This window comes from Trichocoleus sp. DQ-A3 (assembly GCF_039961975.1).
In the GTDB taxonomy this organism is placed as follows: Bacteria; Cyanobacteriota; Cyanobacteriia; order Cyanobacteriales; family FACHB-T130; genus FACHB-T130.
This window is the reverse complement of the sequence record NZ_JAMPKC010000017.1, coordinates 92,879-116,746: the sequence shown is the minus strand read 5'-3', so window position 1 is coordinate 116,746 and position 23,868 is coordinate 92,879. Positions and strand designations below refer to the sequence as shown.

The 23,868-nt window shown below is 45.9% G+C and carries 17 protein-coding genes, 1 tRNA gene and 1 pseudogene; 10 read left to right on the top strand and 9 right to left on the bottom strand.

Annotated elements, in window-relative coordinates:
- Positions 1 to 567 precede the first annotated feature (567 nt).
- Together NDI44_RS21120 and NDI44_RS21115 are read left to right on the top strand one after the other, a co-directional pair.
- Positions 568 to 4,548 carry a PAS domain S-box protein gene (locus NDI44_RS21120; protein ID WP_190416144.1) on the top strand — a complete coding sequence of 1,327 codons (3,981 nt, stop codon included), beginning with the start codon at positions 568 to 570 and terminating at the stop codon, positions 4,546 to 4,548.
- A 160-nt stretch (positions 4,549 to 4,708) separates the two neighbouring features.
- Positions 4,709 to 5,251, top strand: a complete 543-nt coding sequence (locus NDI44_RS21115; RefSeq protein WP_339380858.1) for a GAF domain-containing protein — start codon at positions 4,709 to 4,711, stop codon at positions 5,249 to 5,251.
- A gap of 242 nt (positions 5,252 to 5,493) precedes the next feature.
- Here NDI44_RS21115 and NDI44_RS21110 read toward each other — a convergent pair whose 3' ends face one another.
- The 5 genes from NDI44_RS21110 to NDI44_RS21090 all read right to left on the bottom strand — a co-directional run bounded on the left by NDI44_RS21110 (position 5,494) and on the right by NDI44_RS21090 (position 8,892).
- Positions 5,494 to 7,218: a metallophosphoesterase gene (locus NDI44_RS21110; protein ID WP_347276921.1), complete on the bottom strand. Its 1,725-nt coding sequence runs from the start codon at positions 7,216 to 7,218 to the stop codon at positions 5,494 to 5,496.
- A gap of 255 nt (positions 7,219 to 7,473) precedes the next feature.
- Positions 7,474 to 7,547, bottom strand: a tRNA-Pro gene (locus NDI44_RS21105).
- A 49-nt stretch (positions 7,548 to 7,596) separates the two neighbouring features.
- Positions 7,597 to 7,962 (bottom strand): DUF1818 family protein, encoded by a 366-nt coding sequence (locus NDI44_RS21100; protein ID WP_190416142.1) that lies wholly within the window; start codon positions 7,960 to 7,962, stop codon positions 7,597 to 7,599.
- A gap of 62 nt (positions 7,963 to 8,024) precedes the next feature.
- Positions 8,025 to 8,645 carry a hypothetical protein gene (locus NDI44_RS21095; RefSeq protein ID WP_242037216.1) on the bottom strand — a complete coding sequence of 207 codons (621 nt, stop codon included), beginning with the start codon at positions 8,643 to 8,645 and terminating at the stop codon, positions 8,025 to 8,027.
- A 19-nt stretch (positions 8,646 to 8,664) separates the two neighbouring features.
- Complete coding sequence (locus NDI44_RS21090) at positions 8,665 to 8,892, bottom strand: DNA-directed RNA polymerase subunit omega (RefSeq protein ID WP_190416141.1); 228 nt, start codon at positions 8,890 to 8,892, stop codon at positions 8,665 to 8,667.
- Between the two features lie 230 nt (positions 8,893 to 9,122).
- Between NDI44_RS21090 and NDI44_RS21085 the strand changes: the two genes are divergently transcribed.
- Entirely contained in the window at positions 9,123 to 9,860 is a 738-nt protein-coding gene (locus NDI44_RS21085; RefSeq protein WP_190416140.1) for a GDSL-type esterase/lipase family protein, read from the top strand.
- On the opposite strand, the gene NDI44_RS21080 is transcribed toward NDI44_RS21085, so the two are convergent.
- On the bottom strand, positions 9,846 to 10,352 hold the full coding sequence (locus tag NDI44_RS21080; RefSeq protein ID WP_190416153.1) for a pentapeptide repeat-containing protein: 507 nt from the start codon (positions 10,350 to 10,352) through the stop codon (positions 9,846 to 9,848). The two genes, NDI44_RS21085 and NDI44_RS21080, sit on opposite strands and share 15 nt — an antisense overlap.
- A 256-nt stretch (positions 10,353 to 10,608) precedes the next feature.
- Positions 10,609 to 12,042 carry an LCP family protein gene (locus tag NDI44_RS21075; protein ID WP_339380857.1) on the bottom strand — a complete coding sequence of 478 codons (1,434 nt, stop codon included), beginning with the start codon at positions 12,040 to 12,042 and terminating at the stop codon, positions 10,609 to 10,611.
- Positions 12,043 to 12,305: 263 nt separating this feature from the next.
- Between NDI44_RS21075 and NDI44_RS21070 the strand changes: the two genes are divergently transcribed.
- The 4 genes from NDI44_RS21070 (at position 12,306) to NDI44_RS21055 (ending at position 19,279) form a co-directional block, all read left to right on the top strand.
- Positions 12,306 to 13,367, top strand: a complete 1,062-nt coding sequence (locus NDI44_RS21070; RefSeq protein WP_190416139.1) for a mannose-1-phosphate guanylyltransferase — start codon at positions 12,306 to 12,308, stop codon at positions 13,365 to 13,367.
- Between the two features lie 135 nt (positions 13,368 to 13,502).
- Positions 13,503 to 15,155: an AarF/ABC1/UbiB kinase family protein gene (locus NDI44_RS21065; RefSeq protein WP_339380856.1), complete on the top strand. Its 1,653-nt coding sequence runs from the start codon at positions 13,503 to 13,505 to the stop codon at positions 15,153 to 15,155.
- 266 nt (positions 15,156 to 15,421) lie between these two features.
- The gene (locus NDI44_RS21060) at positions 15,422 to 17,512 is read left to right on the top strand and encodes a glycosyltransferase family 39 protein (RefSeq protein ID WP_199305054.1); all 2,091 of its coding nucleotides are present in this window, start codon (positions 15,422 to 15,424) and stop codon (positions 17,510 to 17,512) included.
- Between the two features lie 291 nt (positions 17,513 to 17,803).
- Positions 17,804 to 19,279, top strand: coding sequence for a glycosyltransferase family 39 protein (locus NDI44_RS21055; protein ID WP_190416138.1), 1,476 nt, complete (start codon positions 17,804 to 17,806; stop codon positions 19,277 to 19,279).
- Positions 19,280 to 19,335: 56 nt separating this feature from the next.
- Here NDI44_RS21055 and NDI44_RS21050 read toward each other — a convergent pair.
- Positions 19,336 to 19,509: pseudogene (locus NDI44_RS21050) on the bottom strand (glutathione S-transferase N-terminal domain-containing protein); the annotation flags it as partial.
- Positions 19,510 to 19,769: 260 nt separating this feature from the next.
- On the opposite strand from NDI44_RS21050, the gene NDI44_RS21045 reads away from it, so the two are divergent.
- Positions 19,770 to 21,332 (top strand): RNA-directed DNA polymerase, encoded by a 1,563-nt coding sequence (locus NDI44_RS21045; RefSeq protein WP_190416136.1) that lies wholly within the window; start codon positions 19,770 to 19,772, stop codon positions 21,330 to 21,332.
- 57 nt (positions 21,333 to 21,389) lie between these two features.
- On the opposite strand, the gene NDI44_RS21040 is transcribed toward NDI44_RS21045, so the two are convergent.
- Entirely contained in the window at positions 21,390 to 21,593 is a 204-nt protein-coding gene (locus NDI44_RS21040; RefSeq protein ID WP_190416135.1) for a hypothetical protein, read from the bottom strand.
- A 539-nt stretch (positions 21,594 to 22,132) separates the two neighbouring features.
- Here NDI44_RS21040 and NDI44_RS21035 point away from each other — a divergent pair.
- Both NDI44_RS21035 and NDI44_RS21030 read left to right on the top strand, forming a co-directional pair.
- Positions 22,133 to 22,861, top strand: a complete 729-nt coding sequence (locus NDI44_RS21035; protein ID WP_190416134.1) for a hypothetical protein — start codon at positions 22,133 to 22,135, stop codon at positions 22,859 to 22,861.
- Positions 22,862 to 23,264: 403 nt separating this feature from the next.
- A complete protein-coding gene (locus tag NDI44_RS21030; protein ID WP_190416133.1) occupies positions 23,265 to 23,861 on the top strand; it encodes a hypothetical protein in 597 nt (198 codons plus the stop codon).
- Positions 23,862 to 23,868 lie beyond the last annotated feature (7 nt).

Sequence of the window (23,868 nt, the reverse complement as noted above, 5' to 3'; positions counted from 1 at the left end):
GTGTTTTCTTGTTCGTATGCTTTGACTACTTTTTCTCGAAAGTCGATGGAGTAAGGTTTCATTCTACCTGTTCATGCACTGACCTCAATGTACTCTATATACCTGCAATCTGCTGTAGCAAGAAAGCCCAGTTTTGAGTGTTTTAGTGCCGCAGCGACTCCGATTGAGCATTTTGTCGGTAATTTTCTAGCTAATTTTCAGCGATCGCTCTCTTGACAAATGAACTCTCGTTTAATTTATTAATTTTCTACATTAACGCCAGAGACCTTTTTTAACACAACAATTGCGTAGAAAAACCTATCAATCGTTAAACATTGATATTCATTTCCAGTTGGCATACGTAATATTACGGCGATCGCTATGCGAATTGAGTATGTTTTCTAGAAAAATTACAGTTGTCGTGGCTATGGGCTGGGATTAAAAATTTTAATTACTAAACATAATTTTCTAGAATTTTGGCTTCTCAGCTTCTCTCGTTGAGAAAAAATGTAAAGGTTAATTGTATGTTTTTATACTCTACAAGTTTACAAAGTTGAGCAAAAATTAGGAACACGTAGTAGGAGCTATATGCTGCAATTTTTGCAGATTTTTTTGGGTTCAAACTCTTTTATTCCACATGGACATTGTTACTTGTGGAAACCAGAGTTAGTAGGGCTGCATATCATATCAGATGTGCTAATCGCTCTTGCCTATTACTCTATTCCTATCACGCTCTTTTACTTCGTTCACCAGCGAAAAGATTTACCCTACGCAGGGATATTTCTATTATTTGGAACCTTTATTATTTCTTGTGGTACCACTCATCTAATCGAAGTGTGGACGCTTTGGCATCCGATTTATTGGATAGCTGGTTTTATGAAAGCGCTAACTGCTGGAATATCAGTCTATACAGCAGCAAGCTTAGTGCCCTTAATTCCCAAAGCTCTAGCATTACCTAGCCCAGCTCAATTAGAGATAGCTAACCGCAAACTTGAAACCGAAATGATTGAGCGCAGGCACATTGAGGAACAACTGCGAAAGTCGCAACAAATGCTGCAATTGGTAATGGATAACATCCCCCAATTTATCTTTTGGAAAGACAGAACTTCAGTCTATTTGGGGTGCAATTGGAATTTTGCACAGCTAGTAGGGGTTGGCAAGCCAGAAAATATTGTTGGAAAAACCGACTACGATTTGTTGTTCACAGAAAAAACGGGCTTATTGCGGGATAGCGAACGGCGAATTATGGAAACAAACACGCCAGAATATCACAGCATTGAATCAACGCTCAAGGCGGATGGTAAACCGTCTTGGATAGACAGTAACAAAGTTCCACTCCATGATGGTGAAGAAAACGTGGTCGGCATCCTTTGCACTTTTGAAGATATTACCGAACGGAAAGCTGCTGAAGAAGAGTTACGTAAGAGCCGAGAACGGTTTGATTTAGCAGTTCAAGGTTCTAAAGATGGATTATGGGATTGGGATATAGCAACCAACGAGACCTATTTTTCACCTCAATGGAAGAAGATGCTGGGCTATGAAGAGCATGAGTTGCCCAATCAGATTGAAGAGTGGGAAAAACGATTGCATCCCGATGACCGCGATCGCGCGATCGCGACCGTCCAAGCTTATCTCATGAATAGCCAAGCTTCTAATTACGAATTAGAGCATCGCTTGCAGCACAAAGATGGCTCCTATCGGTGGATTTTAGCGCGGGGAGCAGCGCTGCGAGATGCTAACGGCAAAGCAATTCGGATGGCTGGATCGCACACGGACATCACCCAGCGCCAGCGAGCCGAGGAAACTGCGAAAAAAGCCAAAGAAGAACTAGAATTCAGCTACAGCCTTGTGTGTGCGGTGATTGAAGGCACCCCGGATGCCATCTATGTAAAGGATCTTCAGGGCCGCTATTTGATGATCAACTCGGCGGGTGCCGCTGTTTTTGGCAGACCGGAAGGGAAAATTATCGGCAAGGATGATACCGAGTTACTGCCTCTAGAGTTGGCGCATCCAGTCATGGAGACTGACCGCCAAATCATGACGACGGGCGTGACTCAAGTTGTCGAGGAAACGATACTCACCACAGGGATTACCCGGACATTTCTTTCCACAAAAAGCGTCTACCGCGACCCCAAAGGAAAGGTTATCGGTTTAGTTGGCGTAGCGCGGGAAATCACCCAGCGCAAACAAGCAGAGGAAGCACTCAAGAAAGCCAAAGAAGAACTAGAAATCCGCGTTGAGGAGCGTACCTGCGAATTAAGAGCTGCCATTGGGCAATTGCAAAGCGAAATTGCCAACCGGGAAGAGGCAGAGGCGGCGCTGAAGGCGAGTGAGCAAAGATACCGCCATTTGGTCGAGACTTCCCAGGATTTGATTTGGTCGGTGGATAGACAGGGGCGATTTACATTTGTGAACTCTGCGGTCAAACAAATGCATGGATACGATCCCCAAGAAATGATCGGGCGTTTGTTCACCGATTTCCAGCCACCGGAACAAGTGGAGCAGAACTGGCAGATACATCTGCGCCTGCTGGAGGGTGAGCCGTATTTCCAATACGAAACGGTGCATCTGCGTAAAGATGGAACGCCAATTCAGATGAGCTTCAACGCGATCGCATCTAAGGACGACGCCGGAAACATCCTCGGCACCACAGGCACTGCGAGGAACATCACAAGTGCCAAACAGGCTGAAGCCGCTCTGAGGGAGAGCGAACAGCAGCTTCAAGCAATTCTGGCTTACTCTCCAGCCGCTATCTACGTCAAGGATATTCAAGGTCGTAATATTTTGATGAACCGGAAGTGTGCCAACTTGCTCAACGTTGATGCAAAGGCAGTCAAAGGGAAGACAGAGTTCGAGTACTTACCTTATGAGGTCGCTGAGGCATTGCAAACCAACGATCAAAAGGTACTTGCGGCAGGGATTCCTTTAGAAAGTGAGGAAGTGATTCCTCAAGACGACGGCTTACACACCTACATTTCGATGAAGTTTCCGCTTTACGACGACAATGGTATGCCTTATGCAGTTTGCGGCATTTCCACCGACATCACCGAACGCAAACAGGCTGAAGTCGCTCTGCAACTATCGGAAACTCGATTCAGACAACTCGCTCAGCAGGAAGAACTACTCAACCGTCTAGCTAACCAGATCCGGAACACCCTCGATCTAGATACGATTCTAGAAACCGCCGTAGGGGCGATCCAAAGGCGGATGGGGATTGAGTCATGCACCTTCGCTTGGTATCGCCCTCATTCGTCACCCCCCGGATGGGAGGTTGTTAAGGAAGCGAGAACTTCCACCGAAGCGAACTGGCTTGGCTTCTATCCGGTGGGATTTTTTCCAAAGTTTGAGGAAAAAATGCTGAATTTAGAAATGTTCCGCCTGGATGAAGTGCAAACTCCGGACGATCCAGTCATTCCGCAAACATTACTCGTTGCAGGCACTCGGTCAGCGCTGGCGCTGCCAATACAGACACCGAGTGGCGAACTGGGTGCCTTGGCTTGTCATCGCCGGAACCAAGTGCAACCTTGGACGGACAGCGAGGTGGAATTACTCTCGGCGGTTGTCAACCAGCTAGCGATCGCGATTAACCAAGCCGAACTTTACAACCAGCAGCTTGATGCCGCCAGCACTGCCCAAACCAAAGCTGCTCAGCTTGAACACGCCTTGCGCGAACTGAAGCAAACTCAAGCTCAACTGATTCAAAGTGAAAAAATGTCCTCTTTAGGACAGTTGGTTGCGGGGGTTGCTCACGAAATTAACAATCCCGTTAACTTCATCTCCGGCAATCTCTCTTACGCTAATGCATACGCTCTCGATTTACTACGCCTGCTTCAGCTCTACCAGGAACACTATCCCCAGCCACCCGCCGCCATTCAAGCTCAGGCGGAAGAAATCGACCTGGTTTTCCTACTCGAAGACCTGCCTAAAATCCTATCTTCTATGAAGGTAGGAGCTGACCGCATCCGCGAAATAGTCCTGAGTTTACGAAACTTCTCTCGTCTTGATGAGGCAGAGATGAAGACTGTCGATATTCATGAAGGCATCGATAGCACGCTGCTGATCCTGCAAAATCGTCTGAAAGCCAAACCGGATCGTTCGGGTATTCAGATCGTCAAAGAATATGGCAACCTACCCAAAGTTGAATGCTATGCGGGACAGATTAATCAAGTATTTATGAATATTTTGACGAATGCGATTGATGCCCTCGAAGCAGTTCATTGCTCGCCGTTCGCAGTTCGCGGCAATGAACCATCAACCATGAACCCCAAAGAATTTCCGACGATTTGGATTCGCACTTCTACTGTACAACCCAATCAAGTCAGGATTCAAATTACTGACAACGGCCCAGGAATGACAGAGCAAGTCAGCAGTCGATTATTCGATCCGTTTTTTACAACTAAGCCGGTCGGTTCTGGGACAGGTTTGGGGATGTCAATTAGCTACCAAATTGTAGATAAGCATAACGGTCAACTGAAATGTATTTCAGCACCGGGACAGGGTACAGAGTTCTTAATTGAGATTCCAATTGAGCAACAAAAAAGTCAATTACTGGTAAATCAAGAAGTATAGAATGTAAATTTCTGCTGTATAGGACATTGCACACCGCCCAAAAAATAAGAGCGATCGCTGTTTGCATCAATCTCTTAGCGTTTAGAGTGGATGCTATTTGGACTCTAGCGTTATGATAAAAAACATTCAATTGTCATAACTCAGTCGGATTTGTCTTCCCGTGCAAAGTAACTTCAACAGAGATTCTGACTCTAGTCCTGCTATACAGGATAGCGATCCGGGTTTGCGAACATTTGCTAACCGTCTTGCCATTAGTATCGAGCGAGATGCTTTAGTTCAAAAGACGACCGACGAGCTAAGAGATTTGCTTCAAGTCGATCGCGTAGTTTTATATTACTTTTATCGCCAGTGGAAAGGGCAGGTTACGTTTGAGTCCTTGAGGTCTAGAGAATACTCGCTCTTCGGCTCAACAGGTCCCGATGATTGTTTTAATGATGAATATGCCGCCTTGTACCAAGCAGGAAGGGTGCGAGCGATCGCAGATATTGAATTAGAACCGATTAATCCTTGCCATCGCGACTTTCTCCGCACGATGAAGGTACGCGCTAATTTAGTGGTGCCAATTCTTAATTCTGTTCGGTTGTGGGGATTGCTAGTTGCTCATAATTGTCAGGATGCTCGTACCTGGACATCTTCGGATCTGGAAGCAATGCAAAAAGCAGCAGAAACTTTGGCAACGGCTCCTTCAATTCGAGATCGCTAAATCGTGCTATCCCTTTAATGATTCCTGAAGGCGAGATACCCAACTTCTCGCTCGAAGTCGGGGATCTAAACCGCTCTCATCTTACAACTCATATCGGATGGCGATAAAAGTAACTGTAGAGGGGATTTTTTTACCTAATTTTAGATAATTTTATACTAGTCAAATGGTGGGATAACAACTTTTTAGAATTGTTGTGCGATCGCGCTCATTGCCTACTCGATAACTTGCCGGGTAAATTTCCTCTATTTCAGCTTAAACTCATCAAACTTTACCACCTCTGAGTCCGGTTTTCGCGTATCAAAACGGTAACTGCTCACCATACCCGTACCCGTGTTGAAGATACTAAATGCCGTCATCTCATTACTTGCCACATACGACAATGGCTTCCCATCTTCACCCATTAGCGGCGCAATGGTCGGTACCACTGCCTCCAACCCATTTGGATCGCCCGTTACAATATCATTCTCTTGATACTCTTCTGGTACAGGTCGCTTCTTTTCGCCCAACGCCGCACCATAGGAGTTGCCGACATTCGAGGTTTCTAAAAAGTGCATCCCGCTAGAACTGACAAAGCGATTCCACAGGTGCGAGTGCCCATAAAATACTAACTGCACATTAGCAGCTTCTAGCAGTGGTACTACATCTCCGATAATGTAATCTGCTTCTCTAGGGTACTTGTAACGCACCGATTTAATATTGCCATTCCCATCTCGGTCGATCGTCTGCACTGGGTCGGTATAAGGAGGGACAATGTTATCCCCCAGTGAATGCGGTGGGTGATGAAACATCACAACTTTGTACTTTGCTTTCTTAAAATCTGGGCTATTCAGTTCTTTTTCGAGCCAGGTGTATTGTTTGCTACCCTTGGCAATTGGCTCAAAGATGTGCTGCCCATATCCCCACTTTTCCGGGTTATTTAAGTGTTTTTCTCGTTCGCGGTATCTTCCCTTTGTCTTCTCCTCCAATCCCCAGTAACGCCACGCATTGGTCGCGTAAAGTACCACCAACCGCACATCACCAAATGTGACGGCATAATATTTTTTTCCACCCTCCTGGCTTTCGGGTAAAGTAAAAATTTCTTCGTAAGTATCGGTATTAAAAGAATTATCTTTTAACTGTTGAAGAGACGCGAAATTGCGCTTCGTGTCCTCACCGGGGTTTAGTTGCTCTGCCTTTTTTTCTTCTGCCTTTTGTGCATAAATTTCCTGAGCAGCCCAACGAGGATAGGAGTCATCGAACTGGTCGTTTAAGCTACTTTCCATCGAGAAGCGTCCCATCACCTCATGATTGCCAATCGCTGCAAACATGGGGGCGTTTTGAATTATCTGTCCACCCCGATAAACCGTCTTGACACCGTTGTGTTCAAGTTCATTGTGTTCAAGTTCGTAGTTGCTGCGACCTTGGAGACAAGGAAAGAAGGCACCCCCCCGATTATCATCAAACCACTCGGAGGCACGGTCGGGAATGTTGACTAAGTCACCGACAAAGAAGACAGCGTCTACTTGCCCGACTGTCTCAACGACCTTCTGAAGATTGGCAGATGTCATCGGCTTGAGCTGGTGGTCGGAAGTCAGCAAAATTTTCAGTGATGTGCCCGGTGTGGGTTTGGGGGCGAGCGTGAATACCTTACTGCTAACGCTCGTACCATCTTCCCGCAGACTGGTGACGCGATAAGAAACTCGCGTGCCAGGAGTTAAGCCAGTCACCTCTGCTTCGTGCCGCCAGATGTCTCGGCTGGTTGGCTGCCGGTAAATCTGACCGTCTTGAGTCTGATTTCCTACCCGCGATTGACTATCCTCACGAGTGCGGCTGAGTTTGGTGGTACTGGCGACGACACTGCGAGCCAGATTCTCACCGTAGGCGACACGATGCTCACCAGCAAACTCAGTAAACCACACGACTCGCACGCTTGTTTCGGTCGGCAGTTGTAGAAAGGGATCGCTTAGCAGCTGGGGTTGAGATGTCATAACTGGCTGCTTAGTTAATAGGACAATTATTAGGGTAAGCGATGTCACAACCAGAAAAATAGCTGCCGTCAGCAGAGAGCGGCTGGTTAAACGTCTGAGCATAAGCGATCGCTCCACAGCAATAACCGCGATACAGGCTCCCTACACATTAAGCCATGAGCTTCTATGACTTAGCTTCTATGACAATGATGAGCGATTTTTTATCTCCCTCAGGAGAACTCGCCCCTTTCAACTTAACGGATTCTGCCGGACTAATCGGAGTGGCGGGATTCGAACCCACGACCTCAGCTACCCCAAAGCTGCGCGCTACCAACCTGCGCTACACCCCGGCACAGTCTTATATTCTATACCAGCTTTCTTAAAGCTGTCAAGATGCAATCAGAAAACCTTTAACATTTGAGCCGCTTGCATCAAACCCGGTACTGCTGCCTCATTCCAGCTACCCTCACCCCGCCGTCCCGTGTGGAGAATGAAGCGAAGGCTGTAAGCATGGGGGTAGCCCTCCACTTCCATCCAAAGTAAGTCGCTTTCAGTTTCGCAGGCGATTTTCTCCTCATCCATCAACTCAGTCGCGATCTGGCTCATACTTTCTGCCAATTGTGCCAGCAAGCGACAAAACTCATTTAACTCTGCCTCTGTCAGCTCTATCGCCCAATCATCCCCACCAACTAACCCTTTAAACTCAGTCGTGTTAGGGTTCCAGCCAATGCGCCAGCCAACTCCACTTTTGATGAGACGTTCCATAAAAGTCATTAAAAATCAAAAACTAAAGCGCTTTTCTTACATTTTTAGTTTTTAATTTTTCATTACTTGAGTAACTGAGCATCTCCTGGCTGAGGCAATGCTAGCCCTCCACTGGGTTTGGGTGCTGCCTGTGGCTGAGGTGAAGCGCTAGGAGAAGGTACGGGTGCCTGCTGCTGAGAATTGGGAGTGAATAGACTCACGAGGACTTGAACTAAGGCGTCTCGTTGCACTCGATTCAGGCGTTCAATGACCGCGCGATCGCTCTGCATGGGATTTTTCTGCAACGTATCATAACCCGGATATAGCGACTCCTGGATTAGTTCGTTTGCGCCCAGATAGTCCGCCAAGGTCAGTTTCCAGTCCAGCCGATAGTTGGGTGGACGTGATTTTACATAAACGTGATACCGGATGATGCGCCCCACGAGCGTATTTTCCGATGCCTGCTTGCCAGTTTCCTTGCTGATGTATTGATTTTCTAGCGGCAAATCCGGTAGGCGTTGATAAACTTGCCGCCAGACATCCTGAGTTCCGTACATCTGGGCAATCGCAGGCTGTTCGGAAAGATGAAAAAGCGAGGATGAAGGATTAAAGATGCTTCCCCAAGGAAATAAAAACAGCGCCGTTAGAGAGGCAACGGCAAAACGTAGCATTCGCTTGGGAAATTTTCTGGTTTGTCGCTTCATCTTGCTTGTTGTTTTTTATCTAATCGCCAATAATTTCCGGTTGCGTTAGCTCATCGGACATTTCCAGAATCGCCCGCAGCACTGGCTTCATCATCGGATCGTCAACATTATCAAAGTCTTCATAGCGACGGCGCTTAGCGCGATTCGCTACTTGAACGGTAATCCGGTAGCGATTGGAAGCAGCACTCACCAGCTCTTCAGCCCGGAGTAAAACTTCGGTTGTATCAAACTTGAAACGCTTTTGCATCACGTTGGATTAGTTGTTAATTGTTGTTCGTGAGTAGCGGCGCACAGTCGCGCGACCCTCCTGTCACCTTGCACCCTTCAGTCTAGCAGGAGTCCCCAATTTTTGTGGCTGTTAGCACCGCCCGGAGATTCACTGAAGAATTTCTTTCAAGACAAAGAATCGTTTAATATTATGTAGATTCTTATCAATCTATCTATATCATTCTGAAAATAAATCCGAGATTACAGTCCATGCAAACACTTGTCGCTCCTACGATTAAGCCGTTTCCTGAAAGCGATCGCCATCCTCTGAAGCTGGTGGCACTGGGAGACAGTCTTGTTTATGGATTCGGCGATCCGGAAGGTGGCGGGTGGGTAGAGCGGCTGCGGCGTCGCTGGATGCTGCCAGACAGTCCGGGACACGTTCTCTACAATTTGGGTGTCCGGGGTGACGGCATCAGCCAAGTGCAACAGCGGTTAGAGCAAGAGTTTCGCCATCGGGGTGAGCTTAGAAATCGCGTACCCGATGCAATTATTCTATCAGTCGGAGTCAATGATTCGGCTCAGCTGGCTCGACCGACTGGGCGGAATTTTACTGACTTTGAAGTTTTCAAAACAGAAATGGCGTTGTTGCTGGAGCGATGTACTCAGAGCGCAACCGCAACGCTAACCCAAAGATTCTGTCCGGTACTCTTTGTGGGGATGGTGCCAGTCGATGAAGCGAAAATGCCATTTCTCGACTGTTTTTATTACAATCACGCGGATCAATATCGCTATAAAGAAGCAACACGACTAGCGTGTCAGGCGCGACAGATTCCTTATCTGGATATTTTCGAGCTGTGGATGAATCGGGGTGAAGATTGGTGGCGATCGCATCTTACCGAAGACGGACTCCACCCCAATGTCGCAGGCTATCAGGCATTGCTCCAAGATGTCCTCAACTGGGAGCCAATGCAACAATTGGCGAACGACAGTTTAACGACAGCCTAAGCTGTCCCGCGTAGAAACACCCGTTACTGGGTTCACACCTTCTGCTCGCTGACAGAGCTGAGCCACTTCGTAGCGGTCAATCAGCGCATCCGTAAAATCAGCGCCCGTAATGATGGTGTCGTAGAAGCGAGTCCGCGTCAACGTCGCTTCCGTTAAAATCGCGTTGGTTAAATTAGCCTCGTCCAACGTTACTCGGTCTACCAAAGCGCCTGTCAAGTTTGCCCCTGCCAGATTCGCTTTTAATAACACTCCTTTGGTGAGAATCGCATTAGTAAGGTCAGCTCCCTGGAAGTTTGTTCCTCGCATTTCCGCCGCCACAAATACACCACCGACTAAATCAGCATTCGAGAAATCCCGATTTTCCAAATTAATATTGGTGTAATTAATTGTCCCTGCCTGAGCAAAAGCAGGAGTAGCACTCAACATCACCCACAGCCATGCCAAAGCTAATAGCAAGATAGCGCTAAGCACGCGCACCACAAAGTTTTTAATGGCTTTTGAAGTTAAAGGTTGCATAGAATTAATCAGAAATTAAACAGGAGGTAAAAAGGGCGAATAGAATTCGCATCTACGCCAACCCCTTTGGAAAAAGGAGGCAGAAGTTGCTTCGCATTGACTCAAACTAAACCCGACTGAAGCGAGTTTCAAAAATCCGCGTTAGCGTAGCGTGCGCGTTAGCGCATAAGCGGACTTCGTTTGTATAGCCGCGATTTCCAATCGCCAAGTATATTTGCTGTTCTTCAATTTTTTATTTTACATTTTTCATTGTATCAAGCCAGTCTTCACCGACTCGCAGGGTGATTTCAGATTCCAAATCCCCGATAGAAGCCGCTTCAATATGACCGACGCCCAGCACTCTTTTCAAGGCTGCTGCTTTTGTTAAGTCGCCTTGCTGCACAATAATTTGAGTTTGGCGTTCGCGGTCGGGCCAATCATTCACAACATAAACATTCACAAATCCCTTCGCCGCCAAATATTCAGAAACGCGATAACCGAGATCGGGCTGCTCAGTGGCATTTTGGATCGCAATTCTCAGCCTACTCAGAGAACGGCTTGCCTCTACAGTTCCCATCATTTCTTGTCCAAAATATTGGCGCATGATTCGATCTCTCCCCTCTGAATCCAGAATCCAATAGCTGGCAATGTACTCCTTGGGGTCGCTAAATCGACCGGGCAACAACACCATCTTGAAATCATCTTGCTCCAAGCTGATGCCAAAATTTGCCAGTGCTAGGGTTTCTTCTAAGCTGAGATTCGTGTCAACGTACTTCCACATCACCCGGATCAGTTGAGGCAAACGAGGCAATACGGCTGGGTTCGTCAGACGCTGCCGCAACGACTTGAGAAGGGCTTGCTGTCGCTGCACCCGACCAATATCGCCGTTCTTGTCATTCCGGAAGCGTGCAAACTGTTCTGCTTGGTCGCCATTGAGAGTTTGCCAGCCTGGAGAAAGATCGATTTTGAGTTTTTGGGTTTCGTCTACATAGGACATTGGGCGAGGAACAAATACCTCAATGCCGCCCACCAAATCTACTAACTCCCGAAAGGCATCAGTGGTGACTCGCACGTATCGATCGATCTGGACGTTGTTTAAGGTACGGCTGACAACTCGTGCAGATAAGGCTGCGCCCCCGTTGACATTCGCCTGGTTGATCTTGTTAAAACCAACGCCTGGAATTTCCACTCGCGTATCTCGTGGAATGGAAAGCATTTTCACAGAATGGTCGATCGGGTCTAACCGCAACAGCAGCATCGTATCGCTGTTGCCAGTGAAATTATCTGGTGAGTTGTCTGGTGAGTTGTGGAGGCGGTCAATCCCCATGACTAGGATATTGACGGGTCGCGCCAGACGGTACTGGAAACCTCGACCCCATCCATCAGTTGCGGTCTTTTGTCCTGGAGTATGGGAGGCAACGATCGGCGACAAAGGGGTAATCAGTGCTAAAGTTGCTCCCACTGTGGCAGAAACTGTTGCTGTGATGATAAAGAGAGCGCTCCATAACAAGCGCCGCCCCAAGCTATTTCTTCGGGGCGAAACCTGATTTGCCACATCGCCTGCTTGCGATTGGGGTGATGGATCGGGGTCATCAACGGCATCTGTACGGGGTTCCTGCTGATTGCTAGAACCTTTAGATGTTTCGTGGTCTGGACTGGTTTGAGACTGTTTGATACCTTCTTCCACGTTTACCTCATCACCACAACCGCAGACTATATGTATCTTTCTGGAGACTTATTTCCAAGGTGGATTATAACTTCAGGTTCTCCATCTCCCAAAGGAAATGACATTGCAGCGGTGCCTTAAGCTTGCTTCTACAGGTTTGTTTCTAAAGAAAGTGGGGAGAAGTTGCACGAGGCGTTTGATCGGGAGTTGCCACAAAGGTTGCACCGCTATAGCGATCGCGTCAAGGTTAACATAGAGCCGAAAACAATAGGCTAAAGCCAAAAATGAATCAATCGCTAATCCCTGTAATTCTCGCCGGTGGTAAAGGGGAACGCTTCTGGCCCCTCAGCCGCAAGCACCGACCTAAGCAGTTTTTAAGTTTGGATGGCAGCGGCAAGAGTTTGCTGCAAGCGACGGCTGACCGGCTGTTATCTCTGGCTGGAGGCTGGGAGAAGCTATGGGTCGTTACTTCGGCTTTGCTGGCAGATGGGGTGAAAGAACAACTGCCCCAGCTACCCGTGGAAAATTTGCTCGTTGAACCAGAAGGACGCGATACTGCCCCAGCGGTCGCCTGGACAACGCTGGAAATTGCTAAGCGGTATGGAGAAAACGCGGTTGTGGGCTTTTTCCCCGCCGACCATTGGATTGCAGACGAGAAGGCTTTTCAACAAACGCTGGAAGCCGGTGCTACTTTGGCAGCAACTCAGCCGTCGATTGTGACATTGGGGATTAAGCCGAATTATCCATCTACGGGCTACGGTTACATTGAGCAAGGAGAAGAAACTGGCAAGGTTGGGGAGTTTCCCACCTACCGCGTCAGCCGATTCACCGAAAAACCCGACCGCCCGACGGCAGAGGAGTTTTTGGCAACGGGTCGATTCAGCTGGAATAGCGGAATGTTCATCTTCCAAGCTGGGGTCGTGCTAGATGAACTTCGCACTTACGCGCCGGAAATGATGGATCTTCTCGAAGAAAAAGGGGTTGCAGCTTACTCTCAGATGCCGAAGAAGAGTATCGACTATGCGCTGATGGAGAAGACTCAGCTGGCTTATGTGCTGCCAGTGTCCTTCGGGTGGGACGATTTGGGAGATTGGAACGCCATCGAACGGTTGCTGAAAGGCGATAAGCCCAATGTAGAACTGGCGACTCACGTGGGAATGGATACCCAAGGGGCGATTCTCTACGCCGAGGGTGAGGATGAGGTAATCGTGACGATTGGGATGGAGGATGTGGTGATTGTACGCGATCGCAATGTCACGCTGATTGTCAAAAAAGACCGCACCCAAGAAATCAAAAAGGTTCTTGAGTTGCTACGAACCGATCCGAAGCTTGAAAAGTTGCTGTAATCTACCCTCCAACGGAAGGCAGAAGTTGGAAGTATGAAGTATTAATAAGAGGGATGATGGCTAATGGCGAATTGCGAATTGTTCAAGACCCATTAGCCAGACTTCCATGATTCCATTAGCTATCCCTTAAAACCCGTGTTTTCCTTAACCCAAACCACTTCTCGCCAAAGAGAAATCCTTGAGGTCGTCTTCCGCAACGGTTGGGACTACATGAGACGGCTCTTGACCGGCGGCAAAGCTGATGAACCGAGGCTGCCGACTCCCGCCGTCCTTCGCAACATCTTAGTGGATTTGGGGCCAGTCTATGTCAAGCTGGGGCAACTGCTCTCGACTCGCCCTGACTTACTCTCGGCGGACTACATTGAAAAACTGTCAACGCTTCAATCTGAGGTACCGCCCGTGCCTTGGTCAGAGGTTGAAGTGGTGATTCGGAAGCAATTGGATCGTCCGATGGAGGAGGTTTTCAGCACCATCAACCCGGTGGCGGTTGCTGCTGGTTCAATTGCTCAGACGCATCGCGCCACCTTAGCAGATGGGCGGGAAGTGGCTCTGAAGGTGCAGCGACCGGGAATTGATGCGATTATCTCTCAAGATATTTCCATCATTAAAGGTTTAGCCGATTTAGTTGCTCGCACCGATATTGGGCCAGATATCGATATTGTCGCTTTAGCGAACGAATTTTCTAATGCTTTGCTGGCTGAGCTTGATTTTACCCAAGAAGCCAATTTCACCAACCAGCTACGCCGCAATTTATCGACCAGCCGCTGGTTTGACCCGAAGCAGGTGGTGATTCCGGAAATTATTTGGCAGTTAACCACCCAAAAGCTATTGGTACTGGAATGGCTAGATGGGGTACCGCTGCTAGAGGCAAATTTCGAGCAAATCAACGACGGTAAAAGCCCCAGCGACCAGCGGCGAGACATCACTCGGCTACTGTGTCGCGTTTTCTTTCAACAGTTGTATCTTGACGGCTTCTTTCACGCTGACCCGCATCCAGGCAATATTTTTTATCTGAGAGATGGTCGCGTAGCGCTGCTTGACTTTGGGCTGATCGGGCGACTAGACCCCCGGACTCAGCAGATTTTAACAGAGATGCTGTTAGCGATCGCCAATATTGATGCCCGTCGCTGTAGTCAGTTGACTTTGCAATTAGCTGAATCGGCTCAACCAGCAAATTTAGCAAAGTTGGAAAGTGACTTTGAAAAGCTGTTGCGAAAGTATTACAACCTGAGCCTGTCACAAATTAATTTGAGTCAAGTTTTTTATGAAGTGTTGCAAATCGCCCGCGACAATAAAATCCGGTTGCCTAGCAACATGGGCTTATATTCAAAAACGCTAGCGAATTTGGAGGGGACAGGGCATTTATTTGACCCAGACTTAAATCTCATCGAGGAAATTAAGCCTTTGATGACCGATTTATTTCGGCGTCAATTATTCGGAGATGACCCATTACAAGCTTTGTTGAGAACCGCTTTAGATATCAAAAGTTTGTCTTTGGAATCTCCCCGGCAAGTGGAGTTGCTGCTTGAAAGAATCACGACTGAAACTTTGAAGTGGAATATAAAGATGCCAGACATCATTCCATTTCGTCGCAGTTTGGAGAACTCTGCTAACCGCCTTTCCTTTAGTGTTGTCGTGGGTTCCCTAATTATCGGGGCGGCGATTATCTCCAGCAATGCTCAAACAGGAGGGGGGCTATCTTTATTAAGCAATGGTTTATTTGCTGCTGCTAGCTTCCTGGGTTTGTGGCTAATTGTAAGCATCCTACGTTCTGGGCGTTTGAAGTGATAGAGTTACTGTTGTCTGGGAAGTAAACTTTTTTTATCACGAATCAAGCTTAATAGGGCAATCCTATTTAAGGTATGAGAGCCTAACAGTTTTAAATCCCCGAATTCTTGAAGAATCCGGGGATTTCGCATTTCGGAATTATATAGAACTGCTAGATCAAGGCTATCTGCTCACCGATGTTTACAAACAGCCTCTAAAAGTCGGAGAATGGGCTATTAATTTAAAGTCACATACTTCTATTGATCAAAATAAAAGGCTCTCCTCTTTTGCTCGGCATCTTTCTGGTGTCGCTGACGCTACGCATCCTGGCAATTACCGTTCCCATCAATTCTGATGAAGTGCTGTGGATGACTCGCGGTAGCACCTTTATACAGAACTTGCTGGAGGGAGATTTAACTGGTACCTATCGCCGTCATCATCCAGGCGTCACCAATATGTGGGTGATTGGCAGCAGTATGTTAGCCAATTGTCGGTTGCAACAGCAGTTCCCAAGTTTGCTAGGTCTGAATCAGCCACTAGACCTGGATGCCTGTTTCAACCAAGTTCAGTTCCCCATGCTCTTCTACGTGCTGCCGCGCTTGCTACAGGGTGCGATCGCTTCAGCGTGTATGGTGGGTTTTTATATCCTCACCAAGCGGCTGTTGGGGCAATCCGTCGCGCTATGCTCTCTTAGCCTACTGCTACTCGAACCCTTCTTTTTGGCTTATCAGCGCTACCTCACGACTGACGCGCTGATGGCGGATTTTAGTATTTTGGCGTTGCTGCTATTTTTACTGTATCTGCGGAGCGATCGCTATCGTCGCCAGTTGCTTGTCGCCTCTGGGGTATTTATGGGACTGGCAACAGCAACAAAAGTGACGGCTCTATTTATCTTGCCAGCGATCGCGATCTGGATCGTGCTAATTGAGTTGGGGCACTGGAGAACCAGCTTTCCTCAAAGGGGTTGGAAGCAGCAGTTAGTGGATCTCAGGTGGTGGGGATTGAGCATTTTAGGGACATTCGTTCTAATTTGGCCTGCGACGTGGGTGTCCCCTTCCTATGTTGTAGCGCAGATTTATAAAGGTCTGTTGAAAGAGTCAGACAGAGGCTTACTTTTCTTTTTAGGGCAAATAACTGATTCGCCGGGACTACTCTTTTATCCGCTAGTGCTGGCGTATCGTCTCTCACCCGTGCTGCAAGTGGGGTTGGTGGCATTTTTAGCAATATTGCTAATCCCCAAGCTGCGGCGTCACCAAAAGAGAATGCCGGAACTAACAGCACTCACTTTAGTACCTTTGTCTGTGCTGCTGATTTTATCAGCCAGCGACAGCAAGATCGACCGTTACATTAATCTTTTTTTGCCAGTGCTAGCACTGCTATCTGCGGTTGGCTGGCTAGAAATGGTGGTTTGGGTCGGACGCGGCGCGGAGGCACTGCGGTGTCGCTTTGGGAAGCATCACATTGGTCAGTGGGGAATCAATCGAGGCGTAACCACAGCGATCGCGCTTTTCCTCTTCCAACTCATCATCCTTGTACCTTACTATCCTTATTACCTAAGCTATTACAACCCTTTGCTGGGCGGTTCGCGTGCTGCCAAACAGATATTTATGATCGGTCAAGGCGAGGGTCTCGACTTAGCGGCTAAATGGTTGAATCAGTTACCGAATGCGAAAGAAATCAAAGTCGCCAGTTGGTATAGTTCCTCATTTGCCGCCTATTTTCACGGTCAAACTTTACCGATCGAAAAAGATATTCTGCCCGATCCTCAACCTTGGACGACAGCGAATCGCGTGGTATTGTACTACAACCAATTCCAGCGTCAGTTACCAGAACCAAAAGCGATCGCTTACTTTGCCCCCCAGCAACCGTTGTATGCGGCACGATTGCACGATATTGACTATGCACGAGTGTATCCTGGCCCGGTGCCTTTACCGGAGGATTTAGAACGCATTCAGGTTCCGCTTTCTGTATCTTTTGGCAAGCAGGTGCAATTGCTCGGTTATGACCTGAATACTTCTAAACTCTCGCCCGGTGAAGTGCTGGTATTGACATTCTACTGGAAATTTTTAGCACCGATGCCCCCTGATATGACCATTAACATCAGTCTGCGCGACAGGCAAGGAAACCTACAAAATCGTTCCGATGCACATCCGGTGGATGGCTATTTTTTTACAGATAAAGTAACTTCAGGGACAGTTTTACGCGATGTCCATAAACTTACAGTTGCACCCGGTACGCCCCCCAATCGCTACCGTCTTGAGGTAGGGTGGTATTCGCCCAGCAAGGGACAACAATTGGAAACCCACGATGCGGTCGGAAATTCCCCAGGAACCCAAGCAATCATTGGTAAGGTCGAGGTAATAAGGTCAGATACATAATACAGACGCTTGGCTAATTTCACCTATTACTAAAAACCTACATAAGGCTTGTCTGGTAGCTATTTAATTGGGAGCATCTCACCCGTGAAAAGTTATATAAACCCCTCTCAACTAGGATTTCTCCCTTTCTCCTTTCTCCCTCCCCATAAACGGAGAGGGTTGGGGTGGGGTTCCGGAGTGCAATTAATTTTTTAAAATGTATTAAAAATATCCTCTTCATTTACCATTAGCTTCTCATCAATTATGAATTTTAGGCTTTCACCGCCTATAAAATTGAAAAATTTATTAAAGATGACCCATTTAAAAAATATCTTTTTTTCTATAATCATACTATTTCTCTACGTTGGCTTTGTACTGGCAATTAGACCAGTCAATCAGGCTTTTGAATTCGATTATGATGAGGGATTAAATTTAATAAAAGCGCTTTTATACTCACAAGGCTTTTCTCTATATACGCAGATATGGAACGATCAACCACCTTTATTCACAGTCTTATTATCGTACTGGTTTAATATATTTGGATATTCAGTCTTTGCAGCACGGGTGTTGGTTATACTCTTCTCAGCACTTCTAATCTGGTCTTTTTATCAAATTTTACGCTTCTATTTAGGAACAATACCTGCTCTTGTCTCTACACTATTAATTTTCACTTCATGGCTATTTCTTAGACTCAGCATTTCCGTGATGATTGGGATTCCCTCTCTATCGCTGGCAATGCTCTCTATTTATTTGCTAACTCTCTACAAACAGCAGCGTCGTAAACATTTCATCATTTTATCCGGAGCCGTTCTAGCGGTATCTTTGCAAACGAAACTATTTACTATATTTCTGGTTCCTTTAATGATTTTTTATCTGCTGGATTTTAAACTCCGAGAACCGGAGGGAAGTAAATCAAAAAACTTCTTTCCGTCCTCTGTTTTATCTCCTCTGCTTTTATGGTTAATTTTTATTGCAGTTATCTATCTGGGAGTTAGCTTAATTTTTCAAGCTTTTAATTATGAACAGCTAGTTCAAGCACACTTGGGAGAGAAAGTTCAAGGTCAATCAACAACCTTTAATAATATTGAAAATTTACCTTACTTTCTTTATCAAGACTATGACTATGTATTTTTGGCATTCATTGGTAGTCTAGCAATTTTATTTAAAAAACAAAGAGAGGGGATTTTTCCTATAACATGGCTAGTGACTGCTAGCCTAATTCTCCTCAAGCATAAACCTGTTTGGTATCACTACTATCCTTTACTGGCGATTCCCATCTGCTGGTTAGCTGGCTATGGAGTTGCTTTAGTCATTAATTTTTTTCCAGAAGGGTGGAATTCTAATCCAAAATCTTTAAACTTCAAAAAGCTAATTTTTCCCCTCTTAGCCACAGCACTTTTGATTGTCTCTATGATTGCGATTCCTGCTAAGCCTAAAGGAAGACCACCCAAAAGTCTTGAAGTTATGAATCTAGTGTTGAAACACAAGGATTCCACTCAATGGATATTCACGGATCGTCCCATATACGCTTTTTATGCGGGTTTGCCGGTTCCTCCAGAACTTGCCGTTATGTCAGATAAACGATTAAAATCGGGAAATTTGACTTTCGATGATATCATTACTGTTTTGAAAAAGTATCGTCCCGAACAAATTGTCTTGGGAAGATGGATTGAAACATTTAAGAGTAACAGTCAATTCAGCACTTACCTCAATGAAAATTACTCAAAGACTTATCAAGATGAGAAAGGAACGGTGGAACATTATTTATTAAAAGAATCTTCTAGGTAAGAAAATTGCGACTGTTGAGGGAAAAGAGATGATAGTGGATTCCCAGACGCAGCGCTACCGTATTTAATGACTGGGACTTTGCCATAAGGCGAGACATCCGCGAACCACTCCGGCTTATTCTGCAAGTCAATCTCGGTTAGTTTAAACTCTACACCTTTCTCAAGCAACGCCAGTCGCGTCCGATGGGCATAGGGACACACGCTTGCGCTGTAGATTTCTACTTCAGCCATGACTTTATCCTTTGCTAGTTATTGCTTGATTGTCACCTGTAAAGGCTGAGTTTGCGGGTGGTTGGGGAGGATGCAATCGCGGAACGGTATTGCTTTTAGCAAATCGCTGGTTTGAGGCGAGAGGTTGAGGAGGAAGCAATCATCTGCTCAATAGGTTGTGAAAGCTTGCAATTCCGTATAATACATTTATGCTACAGTTTAATGAGACTAATGGCTGCGAAGCTGATTGAAGAACATTTATTGATTTCAGGAAAGCACACATGACTAACCTACTTGCTCTCCTTTCTCGTGGTTACTTCCCTCGTGAGCTTCCCCCGCCATTTACTAGCAATGATTTTGCCTCTAAAGTAGTCCTAAATCTATCCTCTCTTCCACCTTCATTCACCAATAAGAAACTAACTGGAAAGGTTACGTGCCACAACTTAGCACGAGCTGGAACTTTACGCCGCAAGCTTGGAATTCCCAATCCTATCCTGTACTTCAACTTATGCTCTGATATTGAGAAAAATTGGTCTCAAATCGACGCACACTTCCAACATTCTAACCTCTCACGTAGTATTCCAACCCCCAACTCAGGTAGTGGTCGTGCTTTACTTCCCTCACACGATCATTCACAACTTTCTATCTTCCAAGCACACACACGAGCTACTGCAAGATTTATTCTTAGGACGGACATTTCGCGTTTCTATCATTCTATTTATACCCATAGTATCCCGTGGGCTATTCATGGAAAAAATTACGCCAAGGCTAATCGTCAGACATCGAATTTAGGTAACACTCTAGATATGTGGATACGCAACGGACAAGATAGCCAAACGATGGGTATACCAATTGGCCCTGATACTTCTCTTGTCATAGCAGAAGTAATCCTTTGTGCCGCAGATCAAATATTAGCTAAAAAATTCCCGGGACTCCGTGGATTTCGACATATTGACGATTATGAACTTGGTTTTGCTACTTACTCCAAGGCTGAAGCAGGTATCTCAGAAATACAAGAGATACTCAATGAGTATGAACTTGAACTAAATCCACGAAAAACAAAAATTATTGAACTTCCAGATCCAGAGCATCTATGGGTTGCTGAATTACGAAATTTTAGCATTAGGACAACTTCTAAAGGACAGAAGACAGACCTTATAAGTTTTTTTGACAGGGCTTTTAATTTAATGAATAACAACCCAGAAGAAGAGGTTTTAAAATACGCCGTATCCCGGTTGAAAAGTGTAAAAATTGATGCTGCAAACTGGCAATTATTTCAGCACTTGCTTATGCAGTGCATTAACGTAGAGCCAGGAACTTTCACTTCAGTGCTTAGTCAATTGCTGCCTTACTATCAACTAGGTTGGTTGTTAGACCTAGCCTCTGTCGAAAATGTAATGAATGACCAAATTATTCATCAGGCTCCCCTCAATCACGGCAGCGAAGTAGCTTGGGCTGTTTGGAGCTGTATAGTTTTCAATGTCAGCATTGGTATTCCAGCTGCCGCTGCTCTTTCAATGATGGAAGATTCTGTAGTAGCTCTTCTGTCCTTGGATGCAAATCAGCGAGGTCTAATACCCGGAGGACTTAACTTAAATAAGTGGCAGTCTTACATGGATAAAGATGAGCTTTATGATAAACAATGGCTTTTATCCTACGAGGCTAATGTCAAGGGATGGCTCAGTTCCAATGGAAGTATCGATCATGTTACTGCTGATCCCAATTTTGCCTTTCTTAAGAAGCTTAATGTGCAGTTTTATGACCCCAGTAGGATCGCTGGGATGGTTCCTACTGGTGTTGCACCAAGCTCTGGTATTGCACCATCCTTTAGCCTTCCTTATTAGAACTAGAACAGTCGTTCCGTACTCACCAGTAGGCGAGGCGGTTTGTCGAGTGCTAATTTATTTGTTCCCTTTACAGAATATTGTCTTCGGTGTGTTGGTGTCTTGAATAGAGAAAGAGTGCGATCGCTCTCCCAGATTGCTTGGCATCAATAGCGATTTGGGGAATACTTCATCTAGATTCTCGTTGACGATAGTGGATTCCCAGACGCGATCGCTACCGTTGCTGGTTACGGCTTGATTTTTACCTTTAGTATGAGTCACTGACTTAAGCCTGAACCACGTAGGCTAGATTTCCTTCGACGAAACCAGCTAAGCCCTTTGAAATGTTGGGTAACGATTAGTCGCATGGAACAAACCTACAAATCCTCGCATTTCTCCTTATGTCAGTGCCATTCATCTATAAACGCCCATGCCTACAAACCGCTTAATACTCAGCATAACTGGTTTCTTTTATCTATAAATATTTAGTAAAGACTGCTCATATAAAAATAAAGATTTAGTAAAGATACCCGTTTTATTGAAAGTCGTTTCGCTTTACTAAGCTTGTCCTATATCTATCAACTTTCGCTAATACCTTATAGCAGTTATTGAAACAGTCAGCCCTTTGATAGAAGTAATAATCCGCTCTTGAGATAGAGCTATTCGTGCGTTTGCAAAAGTTATTCTAAAAACAATTCAAGCAAAAGTAGCGAATCAAACTACAACAAAGCTAAGAATTCTTTTTTGAAAGAAAGTGCGTCACGCCGACAGACTTTCAAGGTTCTATTTTATCTACATTTTTTTGGAGTTTATCAACAGCTATGACTAATCCAAAGGATTACCAAACTTATAACCGTGAAGTTCGTCAGGATTCTTACAATGACGCTAACGGTCATACTCACACCAACGTAACGCGAACAGAAGAAACAGTTAATAATGGCGTTGTTAAGCCTAACGCTGACTCCTACCGGGATGGTTACGTTAGCGGTCGAATCTCCGAACGCAGCTACCAAGAAGAGAATTTAGCTGTTCGGGATAATAACAATGCGGCGAGTGGCTTAGTAATTGGCTTGCTCCTGACTTCGCTGGTAGGCTTAGCCGCTGGTACTTGGTTCTTTTTAAACCAACGGAATGAGGCACCCGCTCCGGTTATCCCAAATATTGTGGTTCCTAGACAACCAGATGCCAAGCCAGCTCCTGAAGCGAAGCCAGCTCCTGAAGCAAAGCAAGCTCCTAGAAAAGAAACCACGATCATTGAAAGAACTAGGGATGTTTTGGTTCCAGTTCCTCAACAGCAAGCTCCGGCACCTCAACAGCAGGCTCCGGCACCTCAACAGCAAGCTCCGGCACCTAACATCAACATTACTGTGCCCAATGCTGAGCCAAAGCAGCCTGAGGCTCAACAAGCACCTTCGACACAAACTGCTCCCACACAGTCCGAAAGTGAGAGCGATCGCACTCCAGCTCAAGACGAATCGAGTGCAACAGATTCAACATCCAGCAGTCAACAAAACCCTGCTGCCGATAGTCCGGATGGTTCGGCTCAGTAACAGCCATAAAAAAGCCGCGATCGTCTTACTTCAAGCGTTAATAGTTTGAAGGAGAATAGCCTCAAAGTGAATGGCTTTGAGGCTATATTTTATGTTTGGTAAAATACCCACCTAAAGAATGACAATCAGCTTTACTACCCACCCCTCACATAGTTGATGAAGCAGGGTGAGAGTTTTCATGGTGGGTTATTTCTGCCGAGCTGGTCTAGTTGCGACGTGAAGTAAGCTGCTGTTGAGTACAAGCACTTTTATAGAAAGCTTGAAACCAAGACTTCTGCCTGGTTGCGTGACAATTCGTTGCGACCATCAACAATTTGACAACTGGGCAAATAAATATGTATTTAACACACCCAAGCCGGGAAAACCGGCTAAAATTTTAATCTAAATTTTTTCACAGAGGTCTATGAATAACTCCTCTAACTTCGCAATGCTAAAGAGTGCGGAATGGAAGTTTTGGTTAGGCTGGATTGCTTTATCTACTATAGGTAGTTTGCTTGGGATTGTTGCTGGCTTTTTTGTAACACTTTTGACTGGAGGTTTTGGCAGCAACGGATTTCCCTTTGGCTGGACTGTTGTATGGGCTATTTTGGGTTGCTTCCAATGGTTGTTGCTGAAGCGGCGAATTAAGAGATCGAGTTTGTGGATTGCAGCGTCTGCTATAGGCGGAGCGGTAGCTTTACCAGTATGTGTGCTAGCGAGTTACTCTATATCTACAAACGCACTATCTGATTTTTTTAGTGACTTTATATCATTGGATCTAAGTAATTCGTATGAGCTTTTTAGCCTATCTAAGATAGGTGCAATAAATGAAGCAATTGTTGGAACTGCACAATGGTTGTTGCTGAAGCGGCAGATTTCGAGAGCGGGTTGGTGGATTCCAGTTTCTGCTTTAGGCGGGGCAATGATTCTACCTCCGATTAGTGCTGCGATTAAAGGTTTAGCCTTGGTTTTGATGTTTCGGCAGACAACATCAAAACCAGATAGCTATATTGAACAATGACCAATAA

Bases quoted from the DNA above. Each gene is read 5' to 3' on its own strand.
- NDI44_RS21120 (WP_190416144.1), top strand. From the start codon at position 568: ATGCTGCAATTTTTGCAGATTTTTTTGGGTTCAAACTCTTTTATTCCA.
- NDI44_RS21110 (WP_347276921.1), bottom strand. From the start codon at position 7,218: ATGACATCTCAACCCCAGCTGCTAAGCGATCCCTTTCTACAACTGCCG.
- NDI44_RS21100 (WP_190416142.1), bottom strand. From the start codon at position 7,962: ATGGAACGTCTCATCAAAAGTGGAGTTGGCTGGCGCATTGGCTGGAAC.
- NDI44_RS21095 (WP_242037216.1), bottom strand. From the start codon at position 8,645: ATGAAGCGACAAACCAGAAAATTTCCCAAGCGAATGCTACGTTTTGCC.
- NDI44_RS21090 (WP_190416141.1), bottom strand. From the start codon at position 8,892: ATGCAAAAGCGTTTCAAGTTTGATACAACCGAAGTTTTACTCCGGGCT.
- NDI44_RS21085 (WP_190416140.1), top strand. From the start codon at position 9,123: ATGCAAACACTTGTCGCTCCTACGATTAAGCCGTTTCCTGAAAGCGAT.
- NDI44_RS21070 (WP_190416139.1), top strand. From the start codon at position 12,306: ATGAATCAATCGCTAATCCCTGTAATTCTCGCCGGTGGTAAAGGGGAA.
- NDI44_RS21055 (WP_190416138.1), top strand. From the start codon at position 17,804: ATGACCCATTTAAAAAATATCTTTTTTTCTATAATCATACTATTTCTC.
- NDI44_RS21045 (WP_190416136.1), top strand. From the start codon at position 19,770: ATGACTAACCTACTTGCTCTCCTTTCTCGTGGTTACTTCCCTCGTGAG.
- NDI44_RS21035 (WP_190416134.1), top strand. From the start codon at position 22,133: ATGACTAATCCAAAGGATTACCAAACTTATAACCGTGAAGTTCGTCAG.
- NDI44_RS21030 (WP_190416133.1), top strand. From the start codon at position 23,265: ATGAATAACTCCTCTAACTTCGCAATGCTAAAGAGTGCGGAATGGAAG.